Origin of the sequence: Bradyrhizobium nivariense (assembly GCF_029846695.2) — a bacterium.
GTDB lineage: Bacteria > Pseudomonadota > Alphaproteobacteria > Rhizobiales > Xanthobacteraceae > Bradyrhizobium.
The window spans coordinates 157,027-178,894 of record NZ_JARWCR020000002.1; the positions used below are offsets into that span (position 1 = coordinate 157,027).

At 63.8% G+C, this 21,868-nt stretch carries 18 protein-coding genes; 5 read left to right on the forward strand and 13 right to left on the reverse strand.

Going from position 1 to position 21,868, the window contains the following annotated elements; genetic code table 11:
- Window positions 1-96 precede the first annotated feature (96 nt).
- Both metK and QCM77_RS02650 read right to left on the reverse strand, forming a co-directional pair.
- Entirely contained in the window at window positions 97-1,293 is a 1,197-nt protein-coding gene (gene metK / locus QCM77_RS02645) for a methionine adenosyltransferase (protein WP_279663087.1), read from the reverse strand.
- Window positions 1,294-1,355: 62 nt separating this feature from the next.
- The gene (locus QCM77_RS02650) at window positions 1,356-2,711 is read right to left on the reverse strand and encodes a hypothetical protein (RefSeq protein ID WP_279681846.1); all 1,356 of its coding nucleotides are present in this window, start codon (window positions 2,709-2,711) and stop codon (window positions 1,356-1,358) included.
- A gap of 173 nt (window positions 2,712-2,884) precedes the next feature.
- Here QCM77_RS02650 and QCM77_RS02655 point away from each other — a divergent pair, with 173 nt between their 5' ends.
- From QCM77_RS02655 to QCM77_RS02665, 3 genes are all read left to right on the forward strand, one after another.
- Window positions 2,885-4,603 (forward strand): caspase family protein, encoded by a 1,719-nt coding sequence (locus QCM77_RS02655; RefSeq protein ID WP_279681848.1) that lies wholly within the window; start codon window positions 2,885-2,887, stop codon window positions 4,601-4,603.
- A 140-nt stretch (window positions 4,604-4,743) separates the two neighbouring features.
- Window positions 4,744-5,673 (forward strand): DUF2167 domain-containing protein, encoded by a 930-nt coding sequence (locus tag QCM77_RS02660; protein WP_279681850.1) that lies wholly within the window; start codon window positions 4,744-4,746, stop codon window positions 5,671-5,673.
- On the forward strand, window positions 5,670-6,398 hold the full coding sequence (locus QCM77_RS02665; RefSeq protein ID WP_279681852.1) for a site-2 protease family protein: 729 nt from the start codon (window positions 5,670-5,672) through the stop codon (window positions 6,396-6,398). The genes QCM77_RS02660 and QCM77_RS02665 overlap by 4 nt, the downstream gene beginning before the upstream one ends.
- Before the next feature lie 154 nt (window positions 6,399-6,552).
- Here QCM77_RS02665 and QCM77_RS02670 read toward each other — a convergent pair whose 3' ends face one another.
- The 6 genes from QCM77_RS02670 to QCM77_RS02695 all read right to left on the reverse strand — a co-directional run bounded on the left by QCM77_RS02670 (window position 6,553) and on the right by QCM77_RS02695 (window position 12,418).
- On the reverse strand, window positions 6,553-7,671 hold the full coding sequence (locus QCM77_RS02670) for a cobalamin-independent methionine synthase II family protein (RefSeq protein WP_279681853.1): 1,119 nt from the start codon (window positions 7,669-7,671) through the stop codon (window positions 6,553-6,555).
- 22 nt (window positions 7,672-7,693) lie between these two features.
- Window positions 7,694-8,410, reverse strand: coding sequence for an ABC transporter ATP-binding protein (locus QCM77_RS02675; RefSeq protein WP_279663083.1), 717 nt, complete (start codon window positions 8,408-8,410; stop codon window positions 7,694-7,696).
- Window positions 8,403-9,158 carry an ABC transporter ATP-binding protein gene (locus QCM77_RS02680; protein WP_279681855.1) on the reverse strand — a complete coding sequence of 252 codons (756 nt, stop codon included), beginning with the start codon at window positions 9,156-9,158 and terminating at the stop codon, window positions 8,403-8,405. Before QCM77_RS02680 ends, QCM77_RS02675 begins: the two co-directional genes overlap by 8 nt.
- Entirely contained in the window at window positions 9,155-10,183 is a 1,029-nt protein-coding gene (locus QCM77_RS02685; protein ID WP_279681856.1) for a branched-chain amino acid ABC transporter permease, read from the reverse strand. Before QCM77_RS02685 ends, QCM77_RS02680 begins: the two co-directional genes overlap by 4 nt.
- 8 nt (window positions 10,184-10,191) lie before the next feature.
- Window positions 10,192-11,061, reverse strand: coding sequence for a branched-chain amino acid ABC transporter permease (locus tag QCM77_RS02690; RefSeq protein ID WP_007612509.1), 870 nt, complete (start codon window positions 11,059-11,061; stop codon window positions 10,192-10,194).
- 166 nt (window positions 11,062-11,227) lie between these two features.
- Complete coding sequence (locus QCM77_RS02695; RefSeq protein WP_279663079.1) at window positions 11,228-12,418, reverse strand: ABC transporter substrate-binding protein; 1,191 nt, start codon at window positions 12,416-12,418, stop codon at window positions 11,228-11,230.
- Window positions 12,419-12,945: 527 nt separating this feature from the next.
- On the opposite strand from QCM77_RS02695, the gene QCM77_RS02700 reads away from it, so the two are divergent.
- On the forward strand, window positions 12,946-13,230 hold the full coding sequence (locus QCM77_RS02700; protein WP_279681857.1) for a hypothetical protein: 285 nt from the start codon (window positions 12,946-12,948) through the stop codon (window positions 13,228-13,230).
- A 40-nt stretch (window positions 13,231-13,270) separates the two neighbouring features.
- Here the strand turns inward: QCM77_RS02700 and purU are convergent, their stop codons facing one another.
- The gene (gene purU, locus QCM77_RS02705; protein ID WP_279681859.1) at window positions 13,271-14,134 is read right to left on the reverse strand and encodes a formyltetrahydrofolate deformylase; all 864 of its coding nucleotides are present in this window, start codon (window positions 14,132-14,134) and stop codon (window positions 13,271-13,273) included.
- A gap of 140 nt (window positions 14,135-14,274) precedes the next feature.
- Here purU and QCM77_RS02710 point away from each other — a divergent pair, with 140 nt between their 5' ends.
- Window positions 14,275-15,117, forward strand: coding sequence for a uroporphyrinogen-III synthase (locus QCM77_RS02710; RefSeq protein ID WP_279681861.1), 843 nt, complete (start codon window positions 14,275-14,277; stop codon window positions 15,115-15,117).
- Window positions 15,118-15,150: 33 nt separating this feature from the next.
- Here QCM77_RS02710 and QCM77_RS02715 read toward each other — a convergent pair whose 3' ends face one another.
- The 4 genes from QCM77_RS02715 to QCM77_RS02730 all read right to left on the reverse strand — a co-directional run bounded on the left by QCM77_RS02715 (window position 15,151) and on the right by QCM77_RS02730 (window position 21,613).
- The gene (locus QCM77_RS02715; protein ID WP_279663074.1) at window positions 15,151-16,596 is read right to left on the reverse strand and encodes an adenylate/guanylate cyclase domain-containing protein; all 1,446 of its coding nucleotides are present in this window, start codon (window positions 16,594-16,596) and stop codon (window positions 15,151-15,153) included.
- A gap of 170 nt (window positions 16,597-16,766) precedes the next feature.
- Window positions 16,767-17,447, reverse strand: coding sequence for a redoxin domain-containing protein (locus tag QCM77_RS02720; RefSeq protein ID WP_279663073.1), 681 nt, complete (start codon window positions 17,445-17,447; stop codon window positions 16,767-16,769).
- A gap of 21 nt (window positions 17,448-17,468) precedes the next feature.
- Entirely contained in the window at window positions 17,469-20,792 is a 3,324-nt protein-coding gene (locus QCM77_RS02725) for an adenylate/guanylate cyclase domain-containing protein (protein WP_279682069.1), read from the reverse strand.
- Window positions 20,793-20,935: 143 nt separating this feature from the next.
- A complete protein-coding gene (locus QCM77_RS02730) occupies window positions 20,936-21,613 on the reverse strand; it encodes a Crp/Fnr family transcriptional regulator (RefSeq protein ID WP_279682070.1) in 678 nt (225 codons plus the stop codon).
- Window positions 21,614-21,868 lie beyond the last annotated feature (255 nt).

The following is a 21,868-nucleotide window of genomic DNA, read 5'->3' on the forward strand; positions in this document are numbered from 1 at the left end:
GGACGGCCCGAAGAGCCGTACCCGGAATCTCGATGTGATGACTAAGGATCCCGGGCTCGCTCGCTTGCGCGAGCGCCCCGGAGTGTCGCACGGAAACTAGAGCGCGCGCTTGAGCGGCTCGACGAGATCGGTCTTCTCCCAGGAGAAGCCACCCTCGTTGTCGGGCGTGCGGCCGAAATGGCCGTAGGCCGAGGTGCGCGCGTAGATCGGGCGGTTGAGGTCGAGATGACTGCGGATGCCGCGCGGCGTCAAATCCATCGCCTCTGCGGCGGCCTTCTCGAGCTGGTCCTCCGGCACCTTACCGGTGCCGTGGGTATCGATGTAGATCGACAGCGGTCGCGCCACGCCGATGGCGTAGGCGAGCTGCAGCGTGCAGCGATCGGCGAGACCGGCCGCGACGATGTTCTTGGCGACATAGCGCGCCGCATAGGCGGCCGAGCGGTCGACCTTGGTCGGATCCTTGCCGGAGAACGCACCGCCGCCATGCGGGGCCGCGCCACCATAGGTGTCGACGATGATCTTGCGGCCGGTCAGGCCGGAATCGCCGTCGGGACCGCCGATGTAGAACTTGCCGGTCGGGTTGATGTGCCAGATCGTCTTCGGTGTGATCCAGTCCTTCGGCAGCGCCTCGCGCACATAGGGCTCGACGATGTCGCGAATTTGCTTGGACGAGATGTCCTCGACCAGATGCTGATGCGACACCACGATCTCGCGCACGCCGACCGGCTTGCCGTTCTCGTACTGCACAGTGACCTGGCTCTTGGAGTCCGGGCCCAGCACCTTCTCGCGGCCGGAGTGGCGCGCTTCGGAGATAAGGCGCAGGATCTTGTGGGCGTAGAAGATCGGCGCAGGCATCAGATCGGGCGTCTCGTTGGTGGCGTAACCGAACATGATGCCCTGGTCGCCAGCGCCTTCTTCCTTGACCTCACCCGGCTGGAGCGCATCGACGCCCTGCGCGATGTCGGCCGACTGCGGATGCAGCAGGATCTCGATGTCGGCCTTCTGCCAGTGGAAACCTTCCTGCTCGTAGCCGATGTCCTTGATTGCGGCGCGAACGACACCTTCGATCTGCTCGTTGGTGACGGATGCGGGACCGCGGGTCTCGCCGGCGATCACGACCTTGTTGGTGGTCGCGAGCGTTTCGCAGGCGGCACGAATTTGCCAGGGATCGATGCCGGCTTTCGGCCCTTCGCGGTAGAACAGATCGACGATCTCATCGGAGATCCGGTCGCAAACCTTGTCCGGATGGCCTTCGGACACGGACTCGCTGGTGAAGAGATAGGACGCGCGCATCAGTAACCCCTTAGTTCCGCCACTAGCCGGCGGTCGTTTGCGATGTTTACCCGTGAATTATGTCAATCTCGCCGGCGCGAGATCACGTAGGATTCGTCGTAGAACCAGAGCCCGTTGTACTTGCGCAACACGTCCCTGGCGGCATCCAGAGTCCGGCCGTTTTGAGTCATTTCTGTCAACCGGTCGTCCTCGATCTGGGCGACGTACACCGCCGCATTCCACGCTGCAAAGGCCGTCGAGGTTCCGATAGTGCCCGTCACCTCGTTGGGCAGAGCTTCCATATCATACCTGAAGATCGAACGGTTATCCGCATATGCATTAAAATTTAAGTCGCGGCCCACCGAGCCGAGCTCGTACTTCACTGCGCGCAATAGCTCATGACGGCTCACTGAGAAAGGATTTTCTCCAGGCCAGATCGCCTGGATCATTTCCATGCCCGGATCCTGCCCGTGGGAGTGAATACCGATCAGGCGGCCGCCTGCCCGCAAGGCCCGAGCCAGGGGCGCAATGATCCGTTTTGCCCGAAAATTGACCGACGACAGCGCTCGGTATGGCTGGGATGCAATAACGAGGTCGAAATTAGCCTCGGTCTGGCCCGGCCGCGGAATGGTCGAATCGAGCAGAAACCGCTGGTCTTCGCGGTAGAGCACCAGCACGACGGGCCGCTCATACAGCGGCATGCCCGTGCGCGGGCTGACCGCGGCGCGCCAGTTCTGCTCCAAAAACGGCTTCAGCTCCGCGATCTGCGTCTCGAACTCGCCCGAGGAAGCGCCCCGCAGGGGAACGTCGTGCCAGACGGTCGCGGCGGCCGCCGCGGGCGATGCCGGCGTGAGCCAGGGCGCCTCCGAGTAGAACATGTTGGTAAAGACGAACACCGAAGCCGGATGCTCGAAAATGCGATCCGGCACCTTCTCCAGCGTCAGGCGGAGGTCCTCGAGGCTGAGCTCCTTGCCGGCGACATAGAACGGCATGTGCGGAAAGCGCTGGTGCATCGAGCGCAGCACGCGCGCCAGCACCGTGCCGTCGCCGACGCCGGCGTCGAACACGCGCAACGCCGGGGGCCGGGGATGGATGCTGGCAAGCTCCAGCGCCACGCGCTCGGCGATCACCCGCTTCTCACTGCAAGTGTGGACGAACAGCAGGTACTTCTGGCGGTTCTCGAAAAAGCGGAAATTGCCGCGCGGATCGCGCTTTTCCGGCGGCACCTGAAGTCCCCGCGGTGGCGGCACGCCGCCGGCCATCGATGCCGCCATGTAGGCCTGGATCCGGTCCAGCGTATCGATGGTGATGCGCTTGCCCTCGCGCAGGCGGTGCACGAGCTTCCCATCGTTCACCGCGCGCCGGCCAAACGTCGATTCCGCCATGTCCGCCTTGCGGCAGAACTCGGTGATTTGGCTCAGGATTTCGTCGTTTTTCATCAATGGGACGCGGTGGGCAGAGTGGTTGGGTACAGCCTCCTAGCAAAATCTGCCCACTGAGGGAATAGGGGATCGAGGTGCCCGGGTTCGCCGTTGTGCACAACAGCGAGGCCGTGAACCACCCTCCCTTGCCGGGCAACAAACAGGTTCCTCTCCTCTACGGAACCACCGCCATGCGCCGCCTCCTCGTCGCGCTCTGCCTGCTCGCTGCAACCCTGTGGTCGGCGCCCGCTTTTGCGCAGGCGCGCAGCCAGCTTGGGCCGCTCTGCACCACCGACACCACGCCGGCGGACCAGATGATCGACGCCTGCACCAAGATCATTGCGCTGAAGGTGTTCAAAGGCGAGCAGCTCGCGACTGTCTACTTCTGGCGCGCGGTGGGCTGGAACAAGAAGGGCGATTACGCCAAGGTCATCACTGACGCCACGGAAACGATCCGGCTCCAGCCGAACCAGGCGGCCTATAACCTCAGGGGATCGGCCTACTACGACAGAGGCGAGTACGAGATCGCGATCACCGATTTCGACGACGCGCTGAAGCTGGGCCCGCCGAGCGGCATCATCTTCCACAATCGCGGCAATGCCTGGCGCGGCAAGGGCGACTACGCCAAAGCCATTGCCGATTACGATATGTCGATCAAGGCCGATCCCAGATCGGCGTTCTCGTTCCAGAACCGCGGCATCGCGAAGGAGGCACTTGGCGATCTCGACGGCGCGCTGGCCGACATCAACCAGGCGATCCGGCTCGACCCGACGCTGCCGCAGCCACTGATCAACCGGACCGCGATCTGGCGTGTCAGAGGCGATTACGATCGCGCGATTGCCGACGGCAGCGAGGCGATCCGGCTCGCGAAGGAGAAGCCGCCCGCCAACATCATGACGCCGCCGAACAGCGTGCTGGTCTCGGGCTACACCCATCGCGGGCTGGCCTATGAGGCGAAAGGCGACTACGCGCACGCGAGGGACGACTACAAGGCGACGCTGGCGATCGTGGCTTCCGATGCCGGCAGCAAGGCCAACCAGGCCACCGCAAAGGTGCGGCTGTCGCTGGTCACGGACGCAAGCGTGTCGATCCCGCGCGATGCCCCGTCACCAGTGACGCAGCCGGCGCAGGCGCCTTCTCCGCAGCAGACGGGTGCGGCGCCGCTCCCCTCACCTGCTCCGGCCGCGCGCGGCACGCGCATGGCGTTGATCATCGGCAACGGCGCCTATGCGCATGTCAAGGCACTGCCCAATCCGCCCAATGACGCGCGCGCCGTGGCCAGGAGCCTGCGCGACATCGGCTTCACTGTGTCCGAAGGCGTCGATCTCGACCGCGCGGCGATGCAGAAGATTACGCGTGACTTCTTGCGGGAGGCGGCGCGGGCGCAGGTCGTGGTGGTCTACTATGCCGGCCACGGTGTGCAGGTCGACGGCCGCAACTATCTCATTCCCGTCGACGTCGAACTCAAGCCGGGCGCGAGCATGACGGACGCGATGATCGACATGGACACGATCATGGCTGGCCTCGACGACCAGGTCCGCACCAATATTTTGATCTTCGATGCCTGCCGCAATAATCCGATGGCACAGCAGGTTGCATCAGCCGGCGCCAGCCGCGCCATCGAGGGTGCCTCGGGCCTCGCAGCGCCAACGAGCCTGGGAGCCGGCGTGACGCTCGGCGCCGGCACGCTGATCGCCTTCGCCACTGCGCCGGGGCAGGTCGCACTCGACGGCGAAGGCGCCAACTCGCCGTTCTCCGCCGCCCTCTCGCGCCATCTCGGCACGCCCGGCCTGGAAGTGCAGCAGATGCTGACACGGGTGCGGGCCGAAGTGGTCTCGAGCACGAAGAACAAGCAGGTGCCGTGGTCGAACTCGTCGTTGCTGGGCGAGGTTTATCTGGCGGAGAAGTGAGGCACCGGCGAACGCGCTAAAATTGCAACAGCCAGCTAGATAGTCAAACACAACCTGCGGCTGCTCTGTCCCACTGGATATCGTTATCTTAAGATGCCCGGTAACATCGAACATCAGTGGACTGGTTGCTGGGGGATTTCGTGAGAAAGTTCATTGCCGCCGTTGGCGTGATCCTGCTTGCCATATTCGGGGCGCAACCCGGCTTTTCTCAAGGGGCTCCGTCCAGCGAAGCGGCGCGGAAGGCCGAACTGGCCGCTGCGTGGCAGGCGGCCGGCAATGCTGGCACCGCCGGTCCCGCTGACGTTCCCCTGATCGACCAGGCAAGTTTGAAAATCCCGGCCGGCGACTTCTTCGTGCCGAAGGCCGAAGGGGCGCGGGTCATGCGCGCACTCGGCAACACGGCTCACGATGCGAATTTTGTCGGTCTTGTCCTCGGCACCCGGCAGAACGATCGGTGGCTGGTCGTCGTCAACTACATCAAGGAAGGTTACATCAAGGATGACGCCGCCAAGGATTGGAATGCCGATGACCTGCTGAAGAATCTCAAGGAGGGCGTCGACGAGTCTAACAAGGATCGTGCCGCGCGCGGATTTCCCGAGATGGAAGTGATCGGCTGGATCGAGCCGCCGAAATATGATGCCGTGTCGCACCGCCTGGTGTGGTCGGTTCTCGGCAAGGACAAGGGCGCACCGGATGACGTCCGCAAAGACGTCAACTACAACACCTACGCGCTGGGACGCGAAGGCTATTTCAGCCTGAATCTTCTTTCCGACTCCACGCGGATCGCGACCGACAAGGCGGCGGCCCACGAGCTGCTCGCCAACCTCTCCTATCAATCCGGCAAGCGCTACGAGGACTTCAGCGCCTCGACCGATCGCATCGCCGAATACGGATTGCTCGCGCTGGTCGGCGGCGTCGCGGCGAAGAAGCTCGGCCTGCTTGCCGTGCTGCTCGCCTTCGTGCTCAAATTCGCCAAGGCGATTTTCATCGGCGCGGCCGTGTTCGGTGCCGGCGCTATGAAATTCTTCCGTCGTAAGCCGCGGGACGATTCGGCCGGCGGCGCGGCATGAAGACTCTCTTTCTGCTGCTGTTCTCCGGCCTGAAATGGGGAAAGCTCGCCACCAGCGGCGGCACCATGCTGCTGTCGCTCGCGGTCTACGCGACGATATGGGGCTGGCGCTATGCGGCGGGATTCATCGCGCTGCTGTTCGCGCACGAGATGGGGCACTACGTCGCCGCGCGGCAGCGCGGCCTCGATGTCGGCGCGCCGGCCTTCATTCCGTTCGTCGGTGCGTGGATTGCGCTCAAGGATAGGCCGATCGACGTCGAGACGGAAGCCTATGTGGCGATCGCGGGCCCGGTGGTCGGCACCGTCGCCGCGCTGGCGGTGTATCTCTGGGCGAGATCGGAAGACAGCGGGCTCTTGCTCGCGATCTCCTATGCCGGGCTGTTCCTAAATCTCTTCAACCTGCTGCCGATCTCGCCGCTCGACGGCGGCCGGGTGACGGCCGTCCTCAGCCCGCGGATCTGGTTCGTCGGCGTGCCGATCCTGGTTGCACTGATGCTTTATAGGCCAAGCCCGATGCTCCTCATCGTGGCGATCCTGGCGGCCCCGCAACTGATCAGCGCGTGGCGCTACGATCCTCACGCGCCGGAAAACGTCGCCTATTACGGCGTGCCGCTCCAGACCAAGCTCGAATATGGCGGCGCGTATCTGGCACTCGCAGCCCTGCTCGCGGTCATGACCTATGACGTCCACGAGATGCTGGGGCCGATGATGCGGTCGGCGCCGTAGTTAAGCTCGCCGCGCTTGGTGCTCGACGCCCACAGGTGTCATCGCCCGGCTTGACCGGGCGATCCAGCACTCCAAGACGTCAGTGATTCACCGAGAAGCCACGGCGTACTGGATGCCCCGCCTTCGCGGGGCATGACAGCAGCCACGTGGCAACTTAGTTGCCCCACACTTCCTTCGCGATCTCGACCGCAAGGCTGAGCTTGGCCCACTGCTCCTCTTCGGAGAGGACGTTGCCCTCCTCCGTCGAAGCAAAACCGCACTGCGGGGAGAGTGCAAGCTGCTCCAGCGGGGCGAACTTGGCGGCTTCTTCGAGACGGCGCTTGATCGCGTCCTTGTTCTCGAGCTCGCCGAACTTCGAGGTGATGACCCCGACCACGATGACCTTGTTGCCCTTGGGCAGGAAGCGCAGCGGCTCGAAGCCACCGGCGCGGTCGCTGTCGTATTCGAGGAAATAGCCGTCGTAATTGGTGCCGGCGAGCATGGTCTCGGCCACGGGCTCGTAGCCGCCTGAAGAAATCCAGGTCGAACGGAAATTGCCGCGGCAGACATGCGTCGTCACCACCATGTCGGCGGGCTTCTCGGCCAGCGCGTAGTTGATGACGCGCGCGTAGATCTGCTGGAGGCCCTCGGGATTGTCGCCGCGCTCGCGCGCCTTCTGCAATTCGTCCGGCGAGCAGAGATAGGCCCACACGGTGTCGTCGAACTGGAGATAGCGGCAGCCGGCGTCGTAGAACGCCTTCACGGCCTTGCGATAGGTCTTGCCAAGGTCCTCGTAGAAGGCGTCGAGATCGGGATAGACGTCCTTGGAGATCGCCTTGCGGCCACCGCGGAAGTGCAGCACCGCCGGCGACGGGATCGTCATCTTGGCGGTGACGTGGGCCTGGTCGGTGACCTTCTTCAGGAAGCGGAAGTGATCCAGCATCGGATGGTCGTCGGGAAAGTCGAGCTTGCCGATCACCCGCACCGCGTCATGCCGTGTCTCGACGCCCGCAAACTGGATGCCCGTGTCGGGGTGGAACATTTCGCAACCGGTGAGCTTGGCCAGGAAGTCGAAATGCCACCAGGAGCGGCGGAATTCACCGTCGGTTGCGAGCTTCAGGCCGATCGAGGCCTGCTTGTGCACGACCTTCTCGATCTCCATGTCCTCGATCTTGCGCAGATCGTCGGCCGAGATCTCGCCCTTCTCCAGCCTGGCGCGGGCTTCCTTGATCTTGGCGGGGCGCAGGAGGCTGCCGACCTCGTCGGCGCGGAAGGGGGCTTTGGTTCGCTGCATTTCTTTTAACTCCCGGGAGTTTCTAGTGGGCGGCCGCTCCGGCGACGCCAAGATGGCGCTCCAGGACCGACGGGTCGGCCTTCAGCGCGGCGCTCGGGGCGTCGTGGACGATCGTTCCGCGCTCCAATATCACAACACGGTCGGCCAGCCCCAGAATCTTTTGGGCATTCTGCTCGACGATGATCGAGCAGATCCCGCCCGCCCGGGTGATGGTCCCGATCGCCTTCAAGAGCTCCTCGACGATGATGGGGGCAAGGCCCTCGGTCGGCTCGTCCAGGAGAAGCACTTTCGGGTTGAGGGTCAGCGCGCGGCCGATCGCCAGCATCTGCTGCTCACCGCCGGAGAGCTGGTTGCCAAAGTTGCTCCGCCGCTCCTTCAGCCGCGGGAACATCTCGTAGACCCTCTCGACGGTCCAGGGACCGGACTGGGCCACCGCGGTCATGTTCTCTTCCACCGTGAGCGAGCGGAAGATGTTGCGCTCCTGCGGCACCCAGCCGATGCCGGCGCGCGCGCGCTGGTCGGGCCGCAAGGTCGTGACGTCGGTACCGGCCAGCCCGACAGTGCCGGAGAAGCGGCGGGTCACGCCGACGATCGAGTTGATCAGCGTGGTCTTGCCGGTGCCATTGCGCCCCAACAGTGCCAGCACCTGCCCCTCGGCGAGGCGCAGGCTGATATTCGGCAGCACCACTGCCTCGCCGTAGCCGGCGCGAAGCGAGTCGATCGCGAGCAGGTCAGACATTGACCGCCTCCTCGCCGAGATAGACCGCCTTGACCTGCGGATCGCGCGCGACCTGCTCGGGCGGGCCTTCGGTGAGCAGCGCGCCGGAGACCAGGACAGAGATGCGGTCGGCGAAGGAGAACACGAGGTCCATGTCGTGCTCGATCAGCAGCACCGTGACGTCGCGCGGCAGGCTGCCGACGACGGCGAGAATGTCGTGGCGTTCGCTCTCGGGCACGCCGGCGGCGGGCTCGTCCAGCAGCAGCACGCGCGGCTTGGCGGCGATCGCGACCGCGATCTCGAGCAGGCGCTGCTTGCCGTAAGGCAGCGTCACGGTCTGTTCGTTTATGACGTCGAGCAGGTGGAAACGCGTCAGGAGGTCGGCGATCTCGCCGTTGACGTCGCTGCGCGTGCCCATCCGCCGCCACCAGTCGCCGCCATGGCCGAGGCGCTCGGAAACCGCGAGACCGATGGTCTCGAGCGGGGTCAGGTCGGGATAGAGCTGGTTGATCTGGAAGGTGCGCGACAGGCCGCGCAACACGCGCTTGTGCACGGGCAGATCCGTGATGTCCTGGCCTTCGAGCAGGATGCGGCCAGAGTTCGGCTTCAGCACGCCGGTGAGCTGGTTGATCACCGTGGTCTTGCCGGCGCCGTTCGGACCGATCAGCGCGTGGCGGGCGCCCTGCTCGATCTTCAAGGACAGATCACGGGTGACGCGCAGACCGCCGAACTGCTTTTCGAGGTTTTGGGTTTCGAGCGCGATGGTCATGCGTCGTTCTCCGGCACGGCGACGACGGCCTTGCGCCCGGCTATCTGCCTGATGACCAGATTGGGCACATACAGCACCCAGCGATGCAGGCGCTGGCGGCCGACCAGCACGATCACGACCAGCACGAGGCCGATCCAGAACTGCCAGTATTGCGGGGTGATGGTGGAGAATAACTCCTGGAGCATGCGAAACAGCACCGCGCCGACCAGCCCGCCATAGAGATAGCCGGTGCCGCCGATGACGAGCACCAGCATCAGATCCGCCGAGCGCTCGAAGGCGAACACGTCGAGCGAGGCGATCGCGGTGGTTTGGGTGAATAGCGCGCCTGCGATGCCGGCATAGAACGCCGCGAGCGTGTAGATCGCGATCAGGCGGCGGTTGACGGGGATGCCGATCGCGGCCGCGCGCAGCGGATTGTTCTTGATCGCGCGCAATGACAGCCCGAACGGGGAATGCACGACGCGGCGGGCGAACAGGAACAACAGGAACAGCACGGCGAGCGAATAGAAGAAGCCGGTCTTGCCGAACATGTCGAACGGGATCTCACCAAAGATCGGCTGCATCTCGATGCCTTGCAGCCCGTCGGTGCCGCCGGTGATGTTGGAGAAGCGTTCGGCCAGCGCTTCCAGCAGCAACGCGATGCCGAGCGTCACCATCAGCCGCGTCAGATCGACGCCGCGGATCACCAGGAAGCTGGTGGCAAAGCCGAGCACCATCGCGACAAGGCCGGCGACGACAAGCGCCAGCACGGGCTCGTTGATGATCCCGTGCAGCGCAAGAAGCCCCGCCGCGTAGGCGCCGACGCCGAAGAAGGCGGCATGGCCGAGCGAGACGATGCCGGCATAGCCGAGGACGAGATCGAGCGACATCGCAAACAGCGCCAGCCGCAGGATGTCGGTCATGATCAGGTAGCGCGTGGGAAATGCGAAGCCGCAGGCCAGTACGATCAGCCAGAAAGCGGCCTCGCCATAGTGCCAACGTGCCTGGCGCTGGGCGTGGTAGCCGACGTCGGAGGAAGCGCTCATCAGCGAACTCAACGCGCGGCCGTGCGGCCGAACAGGCCGTTCGGGCGCCAGATCAGGATCACGATCATCATGGTGTAGATCACAAAAGGTCCCATCTTCGGCACGTAATATTTGCCGGCGACGTCGCCGATGCCGAGCAGAAGCGAGGCCAGAAATGGCCCAGTGATCGAGGACGAGCCGCCGACGGTGACCACGATCAGGAAGTAGATCATGAACTTCAGCGGAAAGTACGGGTCGAGGCCGAGGATCTCGGCGCTCAGCGCGCCACCAAGGCCGGCGAGCCCGCAACCGAAGGCAAATGTAAAGGCGAACACCTGCGGCACGTTGATGCCGAGGCCGCTCGCGGCACGGGGATCATCGACCGCGGCGCGCAGGCGGCTGCCGAACCGCGTCTTGGCCAGCACCATCTGGAGACCGATGGTGAGCAGCCCGCAGATCACGATGATCATCAGCCGATAGCGGCCGATGCCGACGCCGAACACGTCGAACTGGCCCTGGAGCGCAGCCGGCAGGTTGATGAAGACCCGCGACGAACCCTGGATGTAATCGACGGCCGCGACCGACATGAACGTCAGGCCGATGGTGAACAGCACCTGGTCGAGATGACTTCGCGCATAGAGGTGTCGGTACAGCGTGCGCTCGAGCACGATGCCGATCGCAGCAGAGGAGACGAAGGCAAGCGGCAGTGCGGCGAAGAATGGCCAGCCCATCCGATTGACCAGCACCATGCAGACATAGCCGCCCGCCATTGCGAAGGCGCCATGGGCGAGGTTGACGAAGTTCATCAGGCCGAGCGTGACCGCGAGCCCGCAGGCCAGCACGAACAGCAGCATGCCGTAGGCAACGCCATCGAACAGGTTGGTGAGGATTGAGGTCATCGTCTCAGCTTAGAGTTATCGTCATGGCCGGACTTGTCCCGGCCATCCACGTTCTTGGTTCGGCCCTCGCGTGGATGCCCCGGTCAAGCCCGGGCATGACGAGAGTGGCGGGCGAGATCCCCGATGCGCGCTAATGCGCGCTCGGGGGATGACGCGCTTTCGCGCGTCACTTCTTGGTCTTGCCGAGATCCTTGACGGCCTCGAAAGTCGCGAACTCGACATTGTAGAGCTCGCCGTCGACCTTCTCGACCTTGCGGATGTAGATGTTCTGCACGATGTCGCGGGTCTCGGGATCGATCGAGATCGGGCCGCGCGGGCTCTCCCACTTCTGGCCCTTCATGGCCTCGACCAGCTTGGTGCCGTCGGTGTCGCCATTGGTCTTCTTCAGGGCTTCGTAGATGAGGTGAATGCCATCATAACCGCTCACCGCCATGAAGCCCGGACGGGTGCCGAAGGCCTTCTTGTAAGCCGCGACAAAATCCTTGTTCATCTGCGAGGGATGCGCCGCGGAATAGAGGTGAGCGGTGACCGTGCCGAGCACGGCGTCGCCCATGTTGTTGAGGAGGTCGTCGTCGGTGACGTCGCCGGGTCCGATCACCTTGATGCCGGCCTTGTCGAGGCCACGCTCGGCATATTGTTTCATGAAGTTGCCGCCCTGGCCAGCCGGTACGAACACGAAGATCGCGTCGGGTTTTGCGTCCTTCATGCGCTGGAGGAACGGTGCGAAATCGGGATTGGCGAGCGGCGTCTTCACCTCCTCGACCACCTCGCCGCCGCCGGCGGTGAAGTTCTGCTTGAAGAAGTTGAGCGCATCATTGCCCGGCGCATAGTCCGAGGTCAGCGTCGCCACCTTCTTGATGCCGTTTTTCACCGCCCAGTCGGCGATGATGGTGGAGGACTGCGCCAGCGTGAAGCTGGTGCGCACGATATAGGGCGAGCGCTCGGTGATGATGGAGGTGCCGGCCGCCATCACGACTTCCGGGATCTTGGCCTGCGTGGCGAGCGGCGCGGCCGCGAGGGCGGCCGGCGTCACGCCAAAGCCGGCGATGAAATTGACCTTGTCGTTGACGATCAGCTCCTGCGCGGCCGTCTTGGTCTTGTCCGGCACCGCGCCGTCGTCCTTGAGGATGATCTCGATCTTCTTGCCGGCGACGGTGTCGCCCTTCTGCTGCATGTAGAGCTTGATCGCGTTCTCGATCTGCTTGCCAGTCGAGGCCTGGCCGCCGGTCATCGGCAGGATCAGACCGACCTTGACACTGTCTTCGGCCTTGGCCGGCACGACGGCCGCAAGGCCCGCGACCGCCGCAACGGCAGCGGCCCAAGCAGCCTTATGAGACAGTTGGTTGCGTTCGAACATCAGACGTCCCTCCCCTTCATTCCTGATCTCTTGTGCGCCGGACCGAGTGCCCGGTCCTTGCCTTAATACTAGCTCACGCACGCGTGATGTCGCGCGCCACATGGCGTCTTTCGCGCCCTTATTGTCAATCGGACGTTTGGCGACCATTCGGCGCAAGCCGAGCGTTCCGATTGCCGACAGCAGGAAGCGATGTCGGGGTTACGGCGGGGTAACCCGGGCATCACGATCGCGGTCACCGTCATTTGTACGATTGTACAAATAAAATGGACCTGTCAACGAAAAAGCCCGCTCGCGACCAAGCCGCTTTGTCGCGAGCCCTCACCACAGTCTAGAAACGCGGCCAGCGGAGTGGATGGAGGATTTCGTCTTTCATTTGCAGATTTTGAACATCGGAGAGGCCTGGGCCGGCACGACTCGGTAGCTAATTACCTACCTCGAATAAGTCTATTTTACCCTGTTGAAGGCTACTCTCCCGGCGCCAGCCTGACCCGGCGTCCAACACGACTGACCTCGCGCGCGCCCGTACAATGCCCAAATCCTTCCGTTCCCTCCTGATCCTCCTCGCGCTCTCCGCGGGGCTGTCCGGCTGCGGCACCGTCAACGAAAAGCTCTCATCCGGAATGGGCGACTATGTCCCGCAATGGGCTGGGGGCTTGCCGTCGGACGCCCCGCCGCGGGCCGGCACGCCGCAATACGATGCCTACATGAAGGAGCGCGAGCGCAAGCGGCTGTTGCCGGCGGCCGATCGCGAAAAGGAAGAGCAGGCGCAGAAGGGCGCAACGGGCTCGGCGTCCGGCACCGCGGTGCGTTAGGTCGCGTCCCCCGCCGCCTGCGGGGAGAGGTGAAGCAACATCAATCCATGAACACCACGGTCTTGCGGCCGTTGAGGATGACGCGGTCGTCGAGGTGGTGGCGGATCGCACGCGCCAGCACGCGGCGCTCGATGTCGCGGCCCTTACGGACGAGATCCTCGGGCGTGTCGCGATGGCTGATGCGCTCGACGTCCTGGTCGATGATCGGGCCTTCGTCGAGGTCGCGCGTGACGTAATGCGCGGTGGCACCGATCAGCTTGACGCCGCGCTCATGGGCTTGGTGATAGGGTTTTGCGCCCTTGAAACCCGGCAGGAACGAGTGATGGATGTTGATGCAGCGTCCCGACAGATTCGCCGAGAGATCGTCGGACAATATCTGCATGTAGCGGGCGAGCACGACGAGATCGGCCCCGGTCTTGGCGACGAGGTCCAGTATCTGCGCCTCCTGCTCGCGCTTGGTCTCTTTCGTGACAGGCAGATAGTGGAACGGGACCCCGCCGAAATCGAGCCCGGCATAGACCTCGCGCGGATGATTGGAGACGATTGCAGCCAAATTCATCGGCAGCTCGCCGGTGCGCCAGCGATAGAGGATGTCGACCAGGCAGTGGTCGGATTTCGACACCAGCAGCATCACCTTGCGATGCGCGGCGCGGTCGCGCATCTGCCATTCCATGCCGAAACGCTCGGCTATCGCGGCGAAGCCGGTCTGGAGCGCCGACAGCTCCACGGCGAGATCGGCCGCGGTGAACACCACCCGCATGAAGAACTTCTTGGTCTCGACGTCGTCGAACTGCTGGGCGTCGAGAATGTTCTGTCCGTTATGGGCCAGGAAGGTCGACACCGCCGAGACGATGCCGGGACGATCCGGACAGGACAGGGTCAGGACATATTGATGATCGGGCATGGGCCTTGATGAAGGTTTGGGCAGCGGCTGAGGAACGACCGCGATTTGCGCCCTGCTCTATCACCGACCCCACCTTGCGCCAATCCCGGCCACAGAGTCAGGATGAACGTACCATTGCGATTTATCACCGGAGCACACCCATGGCCGACCGCTTGAACGGCTACCGCATCCTGATCCTGGAAACGCGCGAGGAGGCGCAGTTTTCGAAGCTGCTGGCCGAGCAAGGCGCCGAGGTCGTGCAGTGCCCGATGTTCACCATCCAGGATGCACCGGACCCCGCCCCGGTCGAGGCCTGGATCCGCCGCGCCATCGACAGGCCCTTCGACGATCTCGTGCTGATGACCGGCGAAGGGCTGCGGCGGATCATGAAGCTCGCACGCGAGTGCGGGTCCGACCAGGCCTTTGTCGCGGCACTCGCCAAGTCGCGAAAATTCACCCGCGGGCCAAAGCCCGGCAAGGCGCTGCGCGAGGTTGGGCTGGAGGCGCAGCAGACCACAGAGAAGCCGACAACCGAAGGCGTGATCGAGATGCTAGCGAAGCTCGACCTGAAGGGGCGGCGCCTCGGCTTGCAGCTTTATCCGGACAAGGACCACGGAGCGCTGATCGGCGCGCTCTCGGCGCAAGGCGCCGAGGTCGATACGGTGTTGCCTTACGTCTACGATCCAAAGGCTGCGGACACCAGCATCGTCACCGCCATCGACGACATGGCCGAAGGGCGGATCGATTCCATCGCGCTGACCAATCTCGGCCAGGTCCGCCGGCTGATCGAAGCCGCGAAGGCCCACGGCAGCGAGGCGAAGCTGCGCGCAGGACTCGAGCGCACGCTGATCGCGTCGGTCGGACCTGCGGTCTCAGGCGAACTCGCGGCGCATGGCCTGCAACCCGACATCGTGCCGGCGGAGGACGCCTATTTCATGCGCCCGCTGATCTCGGCGATGGCCGTGGCGCTGGCGGAGAAGAAGCCGAAAGTGTCGGTAAAGTGAAAATCTTCAGCAGGGTCGTGCGGGAGCAGGATTCTATCCACGCACGACACGATACACGCACGCATTTCCTTCGACGCCGCGGAGAGGTGCATCGAACTCAATGACGGCGTGACCGGCGAGGAGACCGCTGACGCCCGGCGCCGAATAAAGCGCTTCCGAGACACAGATTTCGCCGGCATCGGCCAGCGCTTGCACGCGCGCCGCAACATTCACAGTCTGCCCGAAGTAGTCCAGATTTTCGTTGAGGGTCACGGCAATCGACGGACCACAATGCGCTCCGATCTTGAGGATGATGCTCGGATCACCGTGCTCGCTGTTGTAGCGTTCTATTTCTCCGAGCATATGCAGCGCCGCGGAGACCGCGTCTGTCGGGCGGGAGAAGACCGCCATCACGGCGTCTCCGATCGTTTTGACGATGGCGCCCGAATGCTCCTGGACGGTCGCTCCCAGCAAGGCAAAAAGCTCGCGGACCAGGGCATAGGCATTCAGATCGCCGAGACGCTCGTACATTGCGGTCGAACCCTTGAGATCCGTGAACAGCAAGGTTACCTGCCGGATGCCCAGGCCTTCCCGCTCGTCGACGCGTTCCGAGCGGAACAGGCGGCGGAAGGTATGCCGCGCAAGCAACATGCCTCCGGACATATACGGTTCGAACTCGAGCGCAGGCTTGGTCGTCTGGGCCAGGACTTCGGCCGGCCAATTGATCAGGAGCAATGAGCCACGCACTGCGCCGGAGTTCTCCACGTCGATCACAATGGGGCCCGGTGGGACGGCGGACAGAGAAGGCGAAAAACGCCGCCCATCATATCGGACTCGCAGGACGGTCGGCGCAGTTGCGGGTTCGCCTGCGACCGAGACCAGGAATGCAGCCTGCGTTTGGACGTTGACGCCGGCCAGGGCACCGGGACCGAGCTCGGCGCGAAGAGTGGTGGTCGAGCCGGGCGGCAAGAACGCGAGTCCGCGAACCAATCCCTGCAGGAAATCGAGAAATCGGACCTGCTGGCCGGGCAAGCGCGCGTCGCCCAAGAAACGAAGCTTCCAGTGGAAATCCTCGACCGAGAGGGAATGAGGATCATGAAATGGAAGCCGCCGGAGTTGCGGCGAGACCGTAAACGTAACCTCAATGAAATCGTCGAGGTCGGTTTCACCGCTGACGTCGCATAGGCCGCAAACGTAATGGGTCTTCAGGGTGCGCAGAGCGCCAAAGCTGTCGAGCACCATGCCGGATTGGGGACAAACAACGTCCCAACTCATCTCGAACAACCCACTCCTTGTCGCGTGGAGAAACAGGTCGATGCTTTCCGCCTCGGTGATGGTCCGATCACGCGCGAACGCAAGAGGGTTGATCCGGTAGAGGGAGAGATCGTCACCGCTCCTGATGAGCGTTTCAAATTTCGAGATCACGCGTGGGCTCCAGGATCGGGCCTGCTCAATCTCGGTCATCTTGCTTTCGAGGAGCCGCTCCTGGATGTTGGTCATTGTGCGCCCTGGGTCATTGCAATGTCATGAGCAGGAATGGCCGTGGTTCAAACTGATGCGCATGTCACGCGGCCACCGATCTCCGCGATGGCAACAGCGCCGGCGGAGAGGAAGCCGCGGATTGCAGCGCGTTGAGCGCAGCATTTGCGCCGCCAACCAAGCAACGATGCTTAGCCTGCCACCTGCGAGGCGGCCGACATCAACTCCTGCGGGCTCGGCATGCCGAACATGCGCTGGCCGCCTTCAGGAACCTCGGTAAAGGTCCAGCGCACGATCCCTTCCCGATCGAGCAAGAACTGGCCAAACAGCTGGCCCTGGCCGGTTGCCGCCATGCGCTGATCGGCTTCCATCATCTGGTAGCCATCCTTGTTGTTGAGCTGCTCGGCAGCCGCCAAACGATTCATCGGCCCGGACAATTCGCCGGGAATGTCGACTTGCATGCTCATGACCACGTCCATGCCCACTTTGCGCGGCCATTCGGTTTCCTTCTCCGTGAACTCTAGATTGGGTAGGCCGAATGCGCGGTGCGAGACCCGCTCGGGATCGGACGCGGCGAGCAGATTGGGCAATGGATGATAGCGGAAGTAGAGCCGCGCACGCTCGATCGGCGTATTGACGACCGTAAGACTTTCGACACCCTTGTCGCGCAGAGCCGTATCAAGCTGCGCCTGTGCCGCAATATGGCGGCGGCAGAACGGGCAGTGCAGGCCCCGAAACAGGCCGACCAATATCGGACTCTGCCCGCGAAAATCCTCGAGCGCGATCTTCCCTTCGCGCGTGATGGCGTCCAGCACGATGTTCGGTGCGCGATCACCCGGTTGGAGCAGTCCATCGACATGACGTTCTGACATGATTGAACTCCTTCACATGGCCTAGTCAAGAAATGGCAGTACGATCAATCCAGCGGGATCAAGCCCGTGCCTGGTGCAGACGTCATCCGCCAGTGCGAAATACCGCTCGGCCTCGGGCATGTTGCCGCGATCAAGGTTCAGCGTCGCGAGACCATCGTAGCACGGAAAGAGCTGCTGCGGCTCGCCGGTTTCGCTCGCGACCTCGATGGCCTCATTGTAGCAGCGGGCGGCCTGATCGGGCCGGAAATGGCATTGATGGATTTGCCCGAGCACGATCAAGGGCACGGAGAGATGCTCGCGCTGATCTAGCGCACGGTCGATTTCGATCGCCTTTTCGGCAGCCGGCACCCCCTCCTCGGTGCATTTGTCCGTGAAGGTGCAACAGGCAACGGCAAAATTGGCAAGAAGGCGCGCCTGGAACCCGAGATCGCCGATCCGACGCGCGACATCGAGTCCGCGCCGGCAAACCTCCACGGCTTTCGCCGGGTCGACAATCGTGTAGAGCACACCGAGATTGGTGTAGCCGCGGCAGGTCACGTTGAGGAGACCGGCGGCCTCGGCTGCTGCGACACTTTGCTCCACCTCGCGCACCGCCTCCTGGTGTCGTCCAAGCCGCGCCAGTGCAACCCCCTTGGTGTTGAGCGCCTCCGCAATGGCGCGCGCCGCCTCGAGTCGGGCTTGCCTGTCGGCGTCCGCCGGCACGCATCGGGCATAGCCAAGCGCCTCGTCCGCCCATCTCGCGGCGGCCACGTGATCGCCCGTGCGAAACGCGAGACGGCCGCGCTCTTGCAGCAGATGCGCCCACTCGATGGGCGCGTCGGCCCCTCCAAGCAGCTCGGCCGCCTCGGCGTAATGCGCCTCTGCCTTGATCCGCTTGCCGGCGTCCCACAACAATCGGCCAAGCTTGCGGAGAATTCGCGCTTCGCCGATGCGGTCCTTCGCATTGCGATGACCTTCCAGTGCACTCTGGTAGTGCTCCTCGGCAGTGATTCTCCGGCCTGCCGCGGCACACAGCTCCGCGATCCGCTCGTACAGAACCAGGCGTTCGGGCTCCCGTTCCCCGCCGGCCAACAACACGGCGAGCGCCTGCTGGTAGAAGCGGATGGCATCGTCATTGGCATAGGTCGCGCGGGCGCGATCGCCGGCCGCGCGCAGATAACGCGCACCTTTCGGCTTGCTCGCGCTCAGACTGAAATGATGTCCGAGCAGGATGAGGTCTTCGAGCCGCTCGGGCTCGTTGCCATAGAGCCGCTCCAGCGCGGCACCAATCCGTCCATGGAGCTCGATCCGGCGCTGCAAGAGCAGGTTTTGATAGATCACGTCCTGAAGCATGGTTTGCGTAAAGCGATAGGATCGCAGCGAGATCGGGTTCGCGCCCGCGACCTCCTCGACAATCTCGGCATCGCACAGGAGTTCGAGCCCCGCTTCCACCTTCGTCCGCTCGGATGCCGTCGCACCGAGAAGAGCCGCATCAAAACGCGGGCCGATCACCGCGGCCTCCTGGGCCAACCGGCGTACTTCATGCGGCAGCCGGTCCAGGCGCGCCAGTAACAGGGCCTGAATGCTTGCCGGGATATCGGCGGCGGCTTCATCCGACTTGATCCGCCACCGTGAGCCGTCACGCCCCAAGGCGCCAGCTTCGATGAGACCACGGATGATTTCCTCAAAGAAGAGCGGATTGCCGCCCGCGCGCTCAAGGATTCGACTGAACAGATTTCCCGGCGGTTCACTCCAGCCGTGGCTGAAGTAGGCCGCGAGCAGCCTTTGTCCGTCAGCATCACTGAGCGGAAGCAATCGAAGGGTTGTATGGCTGATCCGACCCGAACCGAATTGATCCAGTTCCAGCATGGGTCGATGCGTAAACAACAGCATCAGACGTGTACGCTCCAGCCGGTCCATCAGGAATCGCAGCGCTTCAAGAGACACGGCATCGGCCCAGTGCAGATCCTCGACAATGATCAGAAGCGGCGACAGGATCAGGCGCCGCTCGAAGACGGTGCGGATCGCAAAGAATATCTGCCGGCGGAGCTGTTCGGGCTCGACATGCTGCAACACGGCGTCGGGATCGCCGAGGCCAAGAACGTGGACATAGAGGGGCATCAGGCGGTCGGCTTCTTCGGCCGAGAGGCCAAGCTCCGACAGCGCGGTAACCAACTTGGCCTTGGCCTCCGCAACAGTGGCCTTCGGTGCGATGCCGTAAGCGCTGCGCAGCACGGCGGCGAGGGTGCCGTAGGATTGTTCGCCCAGCGGCGAGCAGACCGCGCGCCGGATCGCCACGCCCGTGAAGCGGTCCTCGTCGCCGGCGCGTGTGACGAATTCGTCCACCAGACGCGTTTTGCCGATGCCGGCTTCGCCGACCAGCCTTACCAGTTGCGCCGCGCCGCCACAGGCCCGGTCAAGGCTGCCGACCAAGCGGGCAAGCTCGGCGTCGCGGCCGATCATTGGGGCGCTGAGGCCAAGCGTGTCGAGGCCTCGTGCGGCACGCGGTGTCTCGAGCGGCCCCGTCAAGCGATGGACCAGGACACTGCCCATCTTGCCCTTGAGCGCAACCTCGCCGAGGGATTCATACGAGAACGCGTGCCGGGTCAGGCGGCAGGTCAGCGGCCCCACGAACACATCGCCGGGGGGAGCCATCGACTGCAATCGTTGCGCTGTATTCACCGTGTCTCCGGTCACCGAATAGGATTTGGCAGCGCCCACACCAAGTCCGCCCGCAACCACGTGCCCGGTGTTGATGCCGATATGGAGCAGGAGCGGTGAGCCGGCGTACGCCTTCGCATGTTCGCCGAGGCGCGCCGTCCGGCTGATCATGTCAAGGGCAGCCCGAACCGCCCGCTCGGGGTCGTCTTCGTGCGCAGCCGGCGCACCGAACAGCGCAAGCAGCGCATCGCCGATGAACTTGTCCACGAAGCCGCCAAAGTTTTGTACCGCTGCCGTCAGTTCCTCGAACAATTCGTTCTGAAGCGTCTGCACGACCTCGGGGTCGAGCCGCTCGCTCATCGTCGTGAAGCCGCTGAGATCGGCAAACAGCACGGTGATGGTGCGGCGGTTGGCTTCGCTGTCGATCTTGTCCGGCTGCGGTCGAAATGCGTATTGGGAGTCGGCCGTCGGCGCCAGCGGTGGCGAGGAGGCCCGGATCGGGAATGTCACGCGGCTCGCCTGCATTGATGCCAGCCCGTCGGTCTTGGAGGCCTCACTGACGAGGGCGCCGCATTTTGGGCAATACGCGAAATCCGGTGCGCAGGCATGGCCGCAACCGGGGCACGCGTTCGGCTGCTTCGTGCCGCACTTCGGGCAGAAAGCAAAGCCGCTCTGAACCTCGGAACCGCAACAAGAGCAGTTCATGGGTCGAGACCCCGCGGGAGCCGCGATGGCGCGGTCTGCTGGACCCGGCCAAATAGGCCAGGATCCCGGCAAGGATGGGCTCGTCGCGCCGGAAGAGCAAGCGGTGGGTTGCGGCGCTCGCAGTTGCGGCCGCGAACGCAGCTTCACTCCTCCCCGTATCCCCTTAGCCGTTCGATATCCAAAATAGTCACGCCACCATACTCCAACCGGAGCAACCCCTCTTTCTCGAGCCGGTTCAGCGCGCGGTTGGCATTCTGGCGGGACATTCCGGAGAGCGCGCCGATCTCCTCCTGGGTGATCTCCAGATGCGCGGTGGATTCCGGATAGAGGATCGGATTGAACAGCGAGGCGATGCTGCGGGCAAGCCGCGCGGTAGCATCCAGCGTGCGGTTGACCTCGAGCATGCCGATGAACTGGCCGAGCCGCTCGTTAAGCTGGCGCACCAGGAAGCGGTTGAAGCCAACGCTGTTCTCGAACAGCCACATGAAGGCGCTACGTTCCATCAGTGCGACGCGGCTGTTGCGCAGCGCGACCACGTCATAGCGGCGCGGCTCGTTCTTGAGCACGCTGCCTTCGCCGAACCAGGCCCCTGCCGTCAGCCCGGCAAGACTCGTCTCCTTGCCGTCGCGCGAGACCCCGCCCATCCGGGCAAGCCCAAAGACCATGCCGGCCCAATAGTCGAACGTGTCGCCGCGCATGAACACGGTCTCGCCGGTGCCGTAGGAGCGCTCGGTGATCCCGGTACGCGCGACCTCGATCTCCCTTTCGGTGAGCTCGCGCGACCAGGCAGCGACTCGCTTCAGTTGATCCTCTGAAATCATGATCCCGAAGCCAGCCGCACCGTTCGTCACTCCTTGCTCTGCTGCATTGCAGCATGACGGTTTCGACCACCATCCGACGAAAGATGGAGGCTGCTCCCGCCCGAAAAACTTTGTCGCAGAATTGTCAGGCGGGAGACATTTCAAAATAGCGCTTTCCCCTATTGAGGACCACCTCGGACGATGCGGCTTTTGATCCCAAAAGGAATGAGAGTGGCGCGGCTCCGGTCGAGACCATCTGCTGCATGGCCTCACCGG

Excerpts from the sequence above, each read along its gene's own strand:
- QCM77_RS02665 (WP_279681852.1), top strand. The coding sequence starts at position 5,670 with ATGAAGACTCTCTTTCTGCTGCTGTTCTCCGGCCTGAAATGGGGAAAG.
- QCM77_RS02700 (WP_279681857.1), top strand. The coding sequence starts at position 12,946 with ATGCCCAAATCCTTCCGTTCCCTCCTGATCCTCCTCGCGCTCTCCGCG.
- QCM77_RS02685 (WP_279681856.1), bottom strand. The coding sequence starts at position 10,183 with ATGAGCGCTTCCTCCGACGTCGGCTACCACGCCCAGCGCCAGGCACGT.
- metK (WP_279663087.1), bottom strand. The coding sequence starts at position 1,293 with ATGCGCGCGTCCTATCTCTTCACCAGCGAGTCCGTGTCCGAAGGCCAT.
- QCM77_RS02680 (WP_279681855.1), bottom strand. The coding sequence starts at position 9,158 with ATGACCATCGCGCTCGAAACCCAAAACCTCGAAAAGCAGTTCGGCGGT.
- purU (WP_279681859.1), bottom strand. The coding sequence starts at position 14,134 with ATGCCCGATCATCAATATGTCCTGACCCTGTCCTGTCCGGATCGTCCC.
- QCM77_RS02675 (WP_279663083.1), bottom strand. The coding sequence starts at position 8,410 with ATGTCTGACCTGCTCGCGATCGACTCGCTTCGCGCCGGCTACGGCGAG.
- QCM77_RS02650 (WP_279681846.1), bottom strand. The coding sequence starts at position 2,711 with ATGAAAAACGACGAAATCCTGAGCCAAATCACCGAGTTCTGCCGCAAG.
- QCM77_RS02690 (WP_007612509.1), bottom strand. The coding sequence starts at position 11,061 with ATGACCTCAATCCTCACCAACCTGTTCGATGGCGTTGCCTACGGCATG.
- QCM77_RS02695 (WP_279663079.1), bottom strand. The coding sequence starts at position 12,418 with ATGTTCGAACGCAACCAACTGTCTCATAAGGCTGCTTGGGCCGCTGCC.
- QCM77_RS02725 (WP_279682069.1), bottom strand. The coding sequence starts at position 20,792 with ATGAACTGCTCTTGTTGCGGTTCCGAGGTTCAGAGCGGCTTTGCTTTC.
- QCM77_RS02720 (WP_279663073.1), bottom strand. The coding sequence starts at position 17,447 with ATGTCAGAACGTCATGTCGATGGACTGCTCCAACCGGGTGATCGCGCA.
- QCM77_RS02655 (WP_279681848.1), top strand. The coding sequence starts at position 2,885 with ATGCGCCGCCTCCTCGTCGCGCTCTGCCTGCTCGCTGCAACCCTGTGG.
- QCM77_RS02715 (WP_279663074.1), bottom strand. The coding sequence starts at position 16,596 with ATGACCAACATCCAGGAGCGGCTCCTCGAAAGCAAGATGACCGAGATT.
- QCM77_RS02730 (WP_279682070.1), bottom strand. The coding sequence starts at position 21,613 with ATGATTTCAGAGGATCAACTGAAGCGAGTCGCTGCCTGGTCGCGCGAG.
- QCM77_RS02710 (WP_279681861.1), top strand. The coding sequence starts at position 14,275 with ATGGCCGACCGCTTGAACGGCTACCGCATCCTGATCCTGGAAACGCGC.
- QCM77_RS02670 (WP_279681853.1), bottom strand. The coding sequence starts at position 7,671 with ATGCAGCGAACCAAAGCCCCCTTCCGCGCCGACGAGGTCGGCAGCCTC.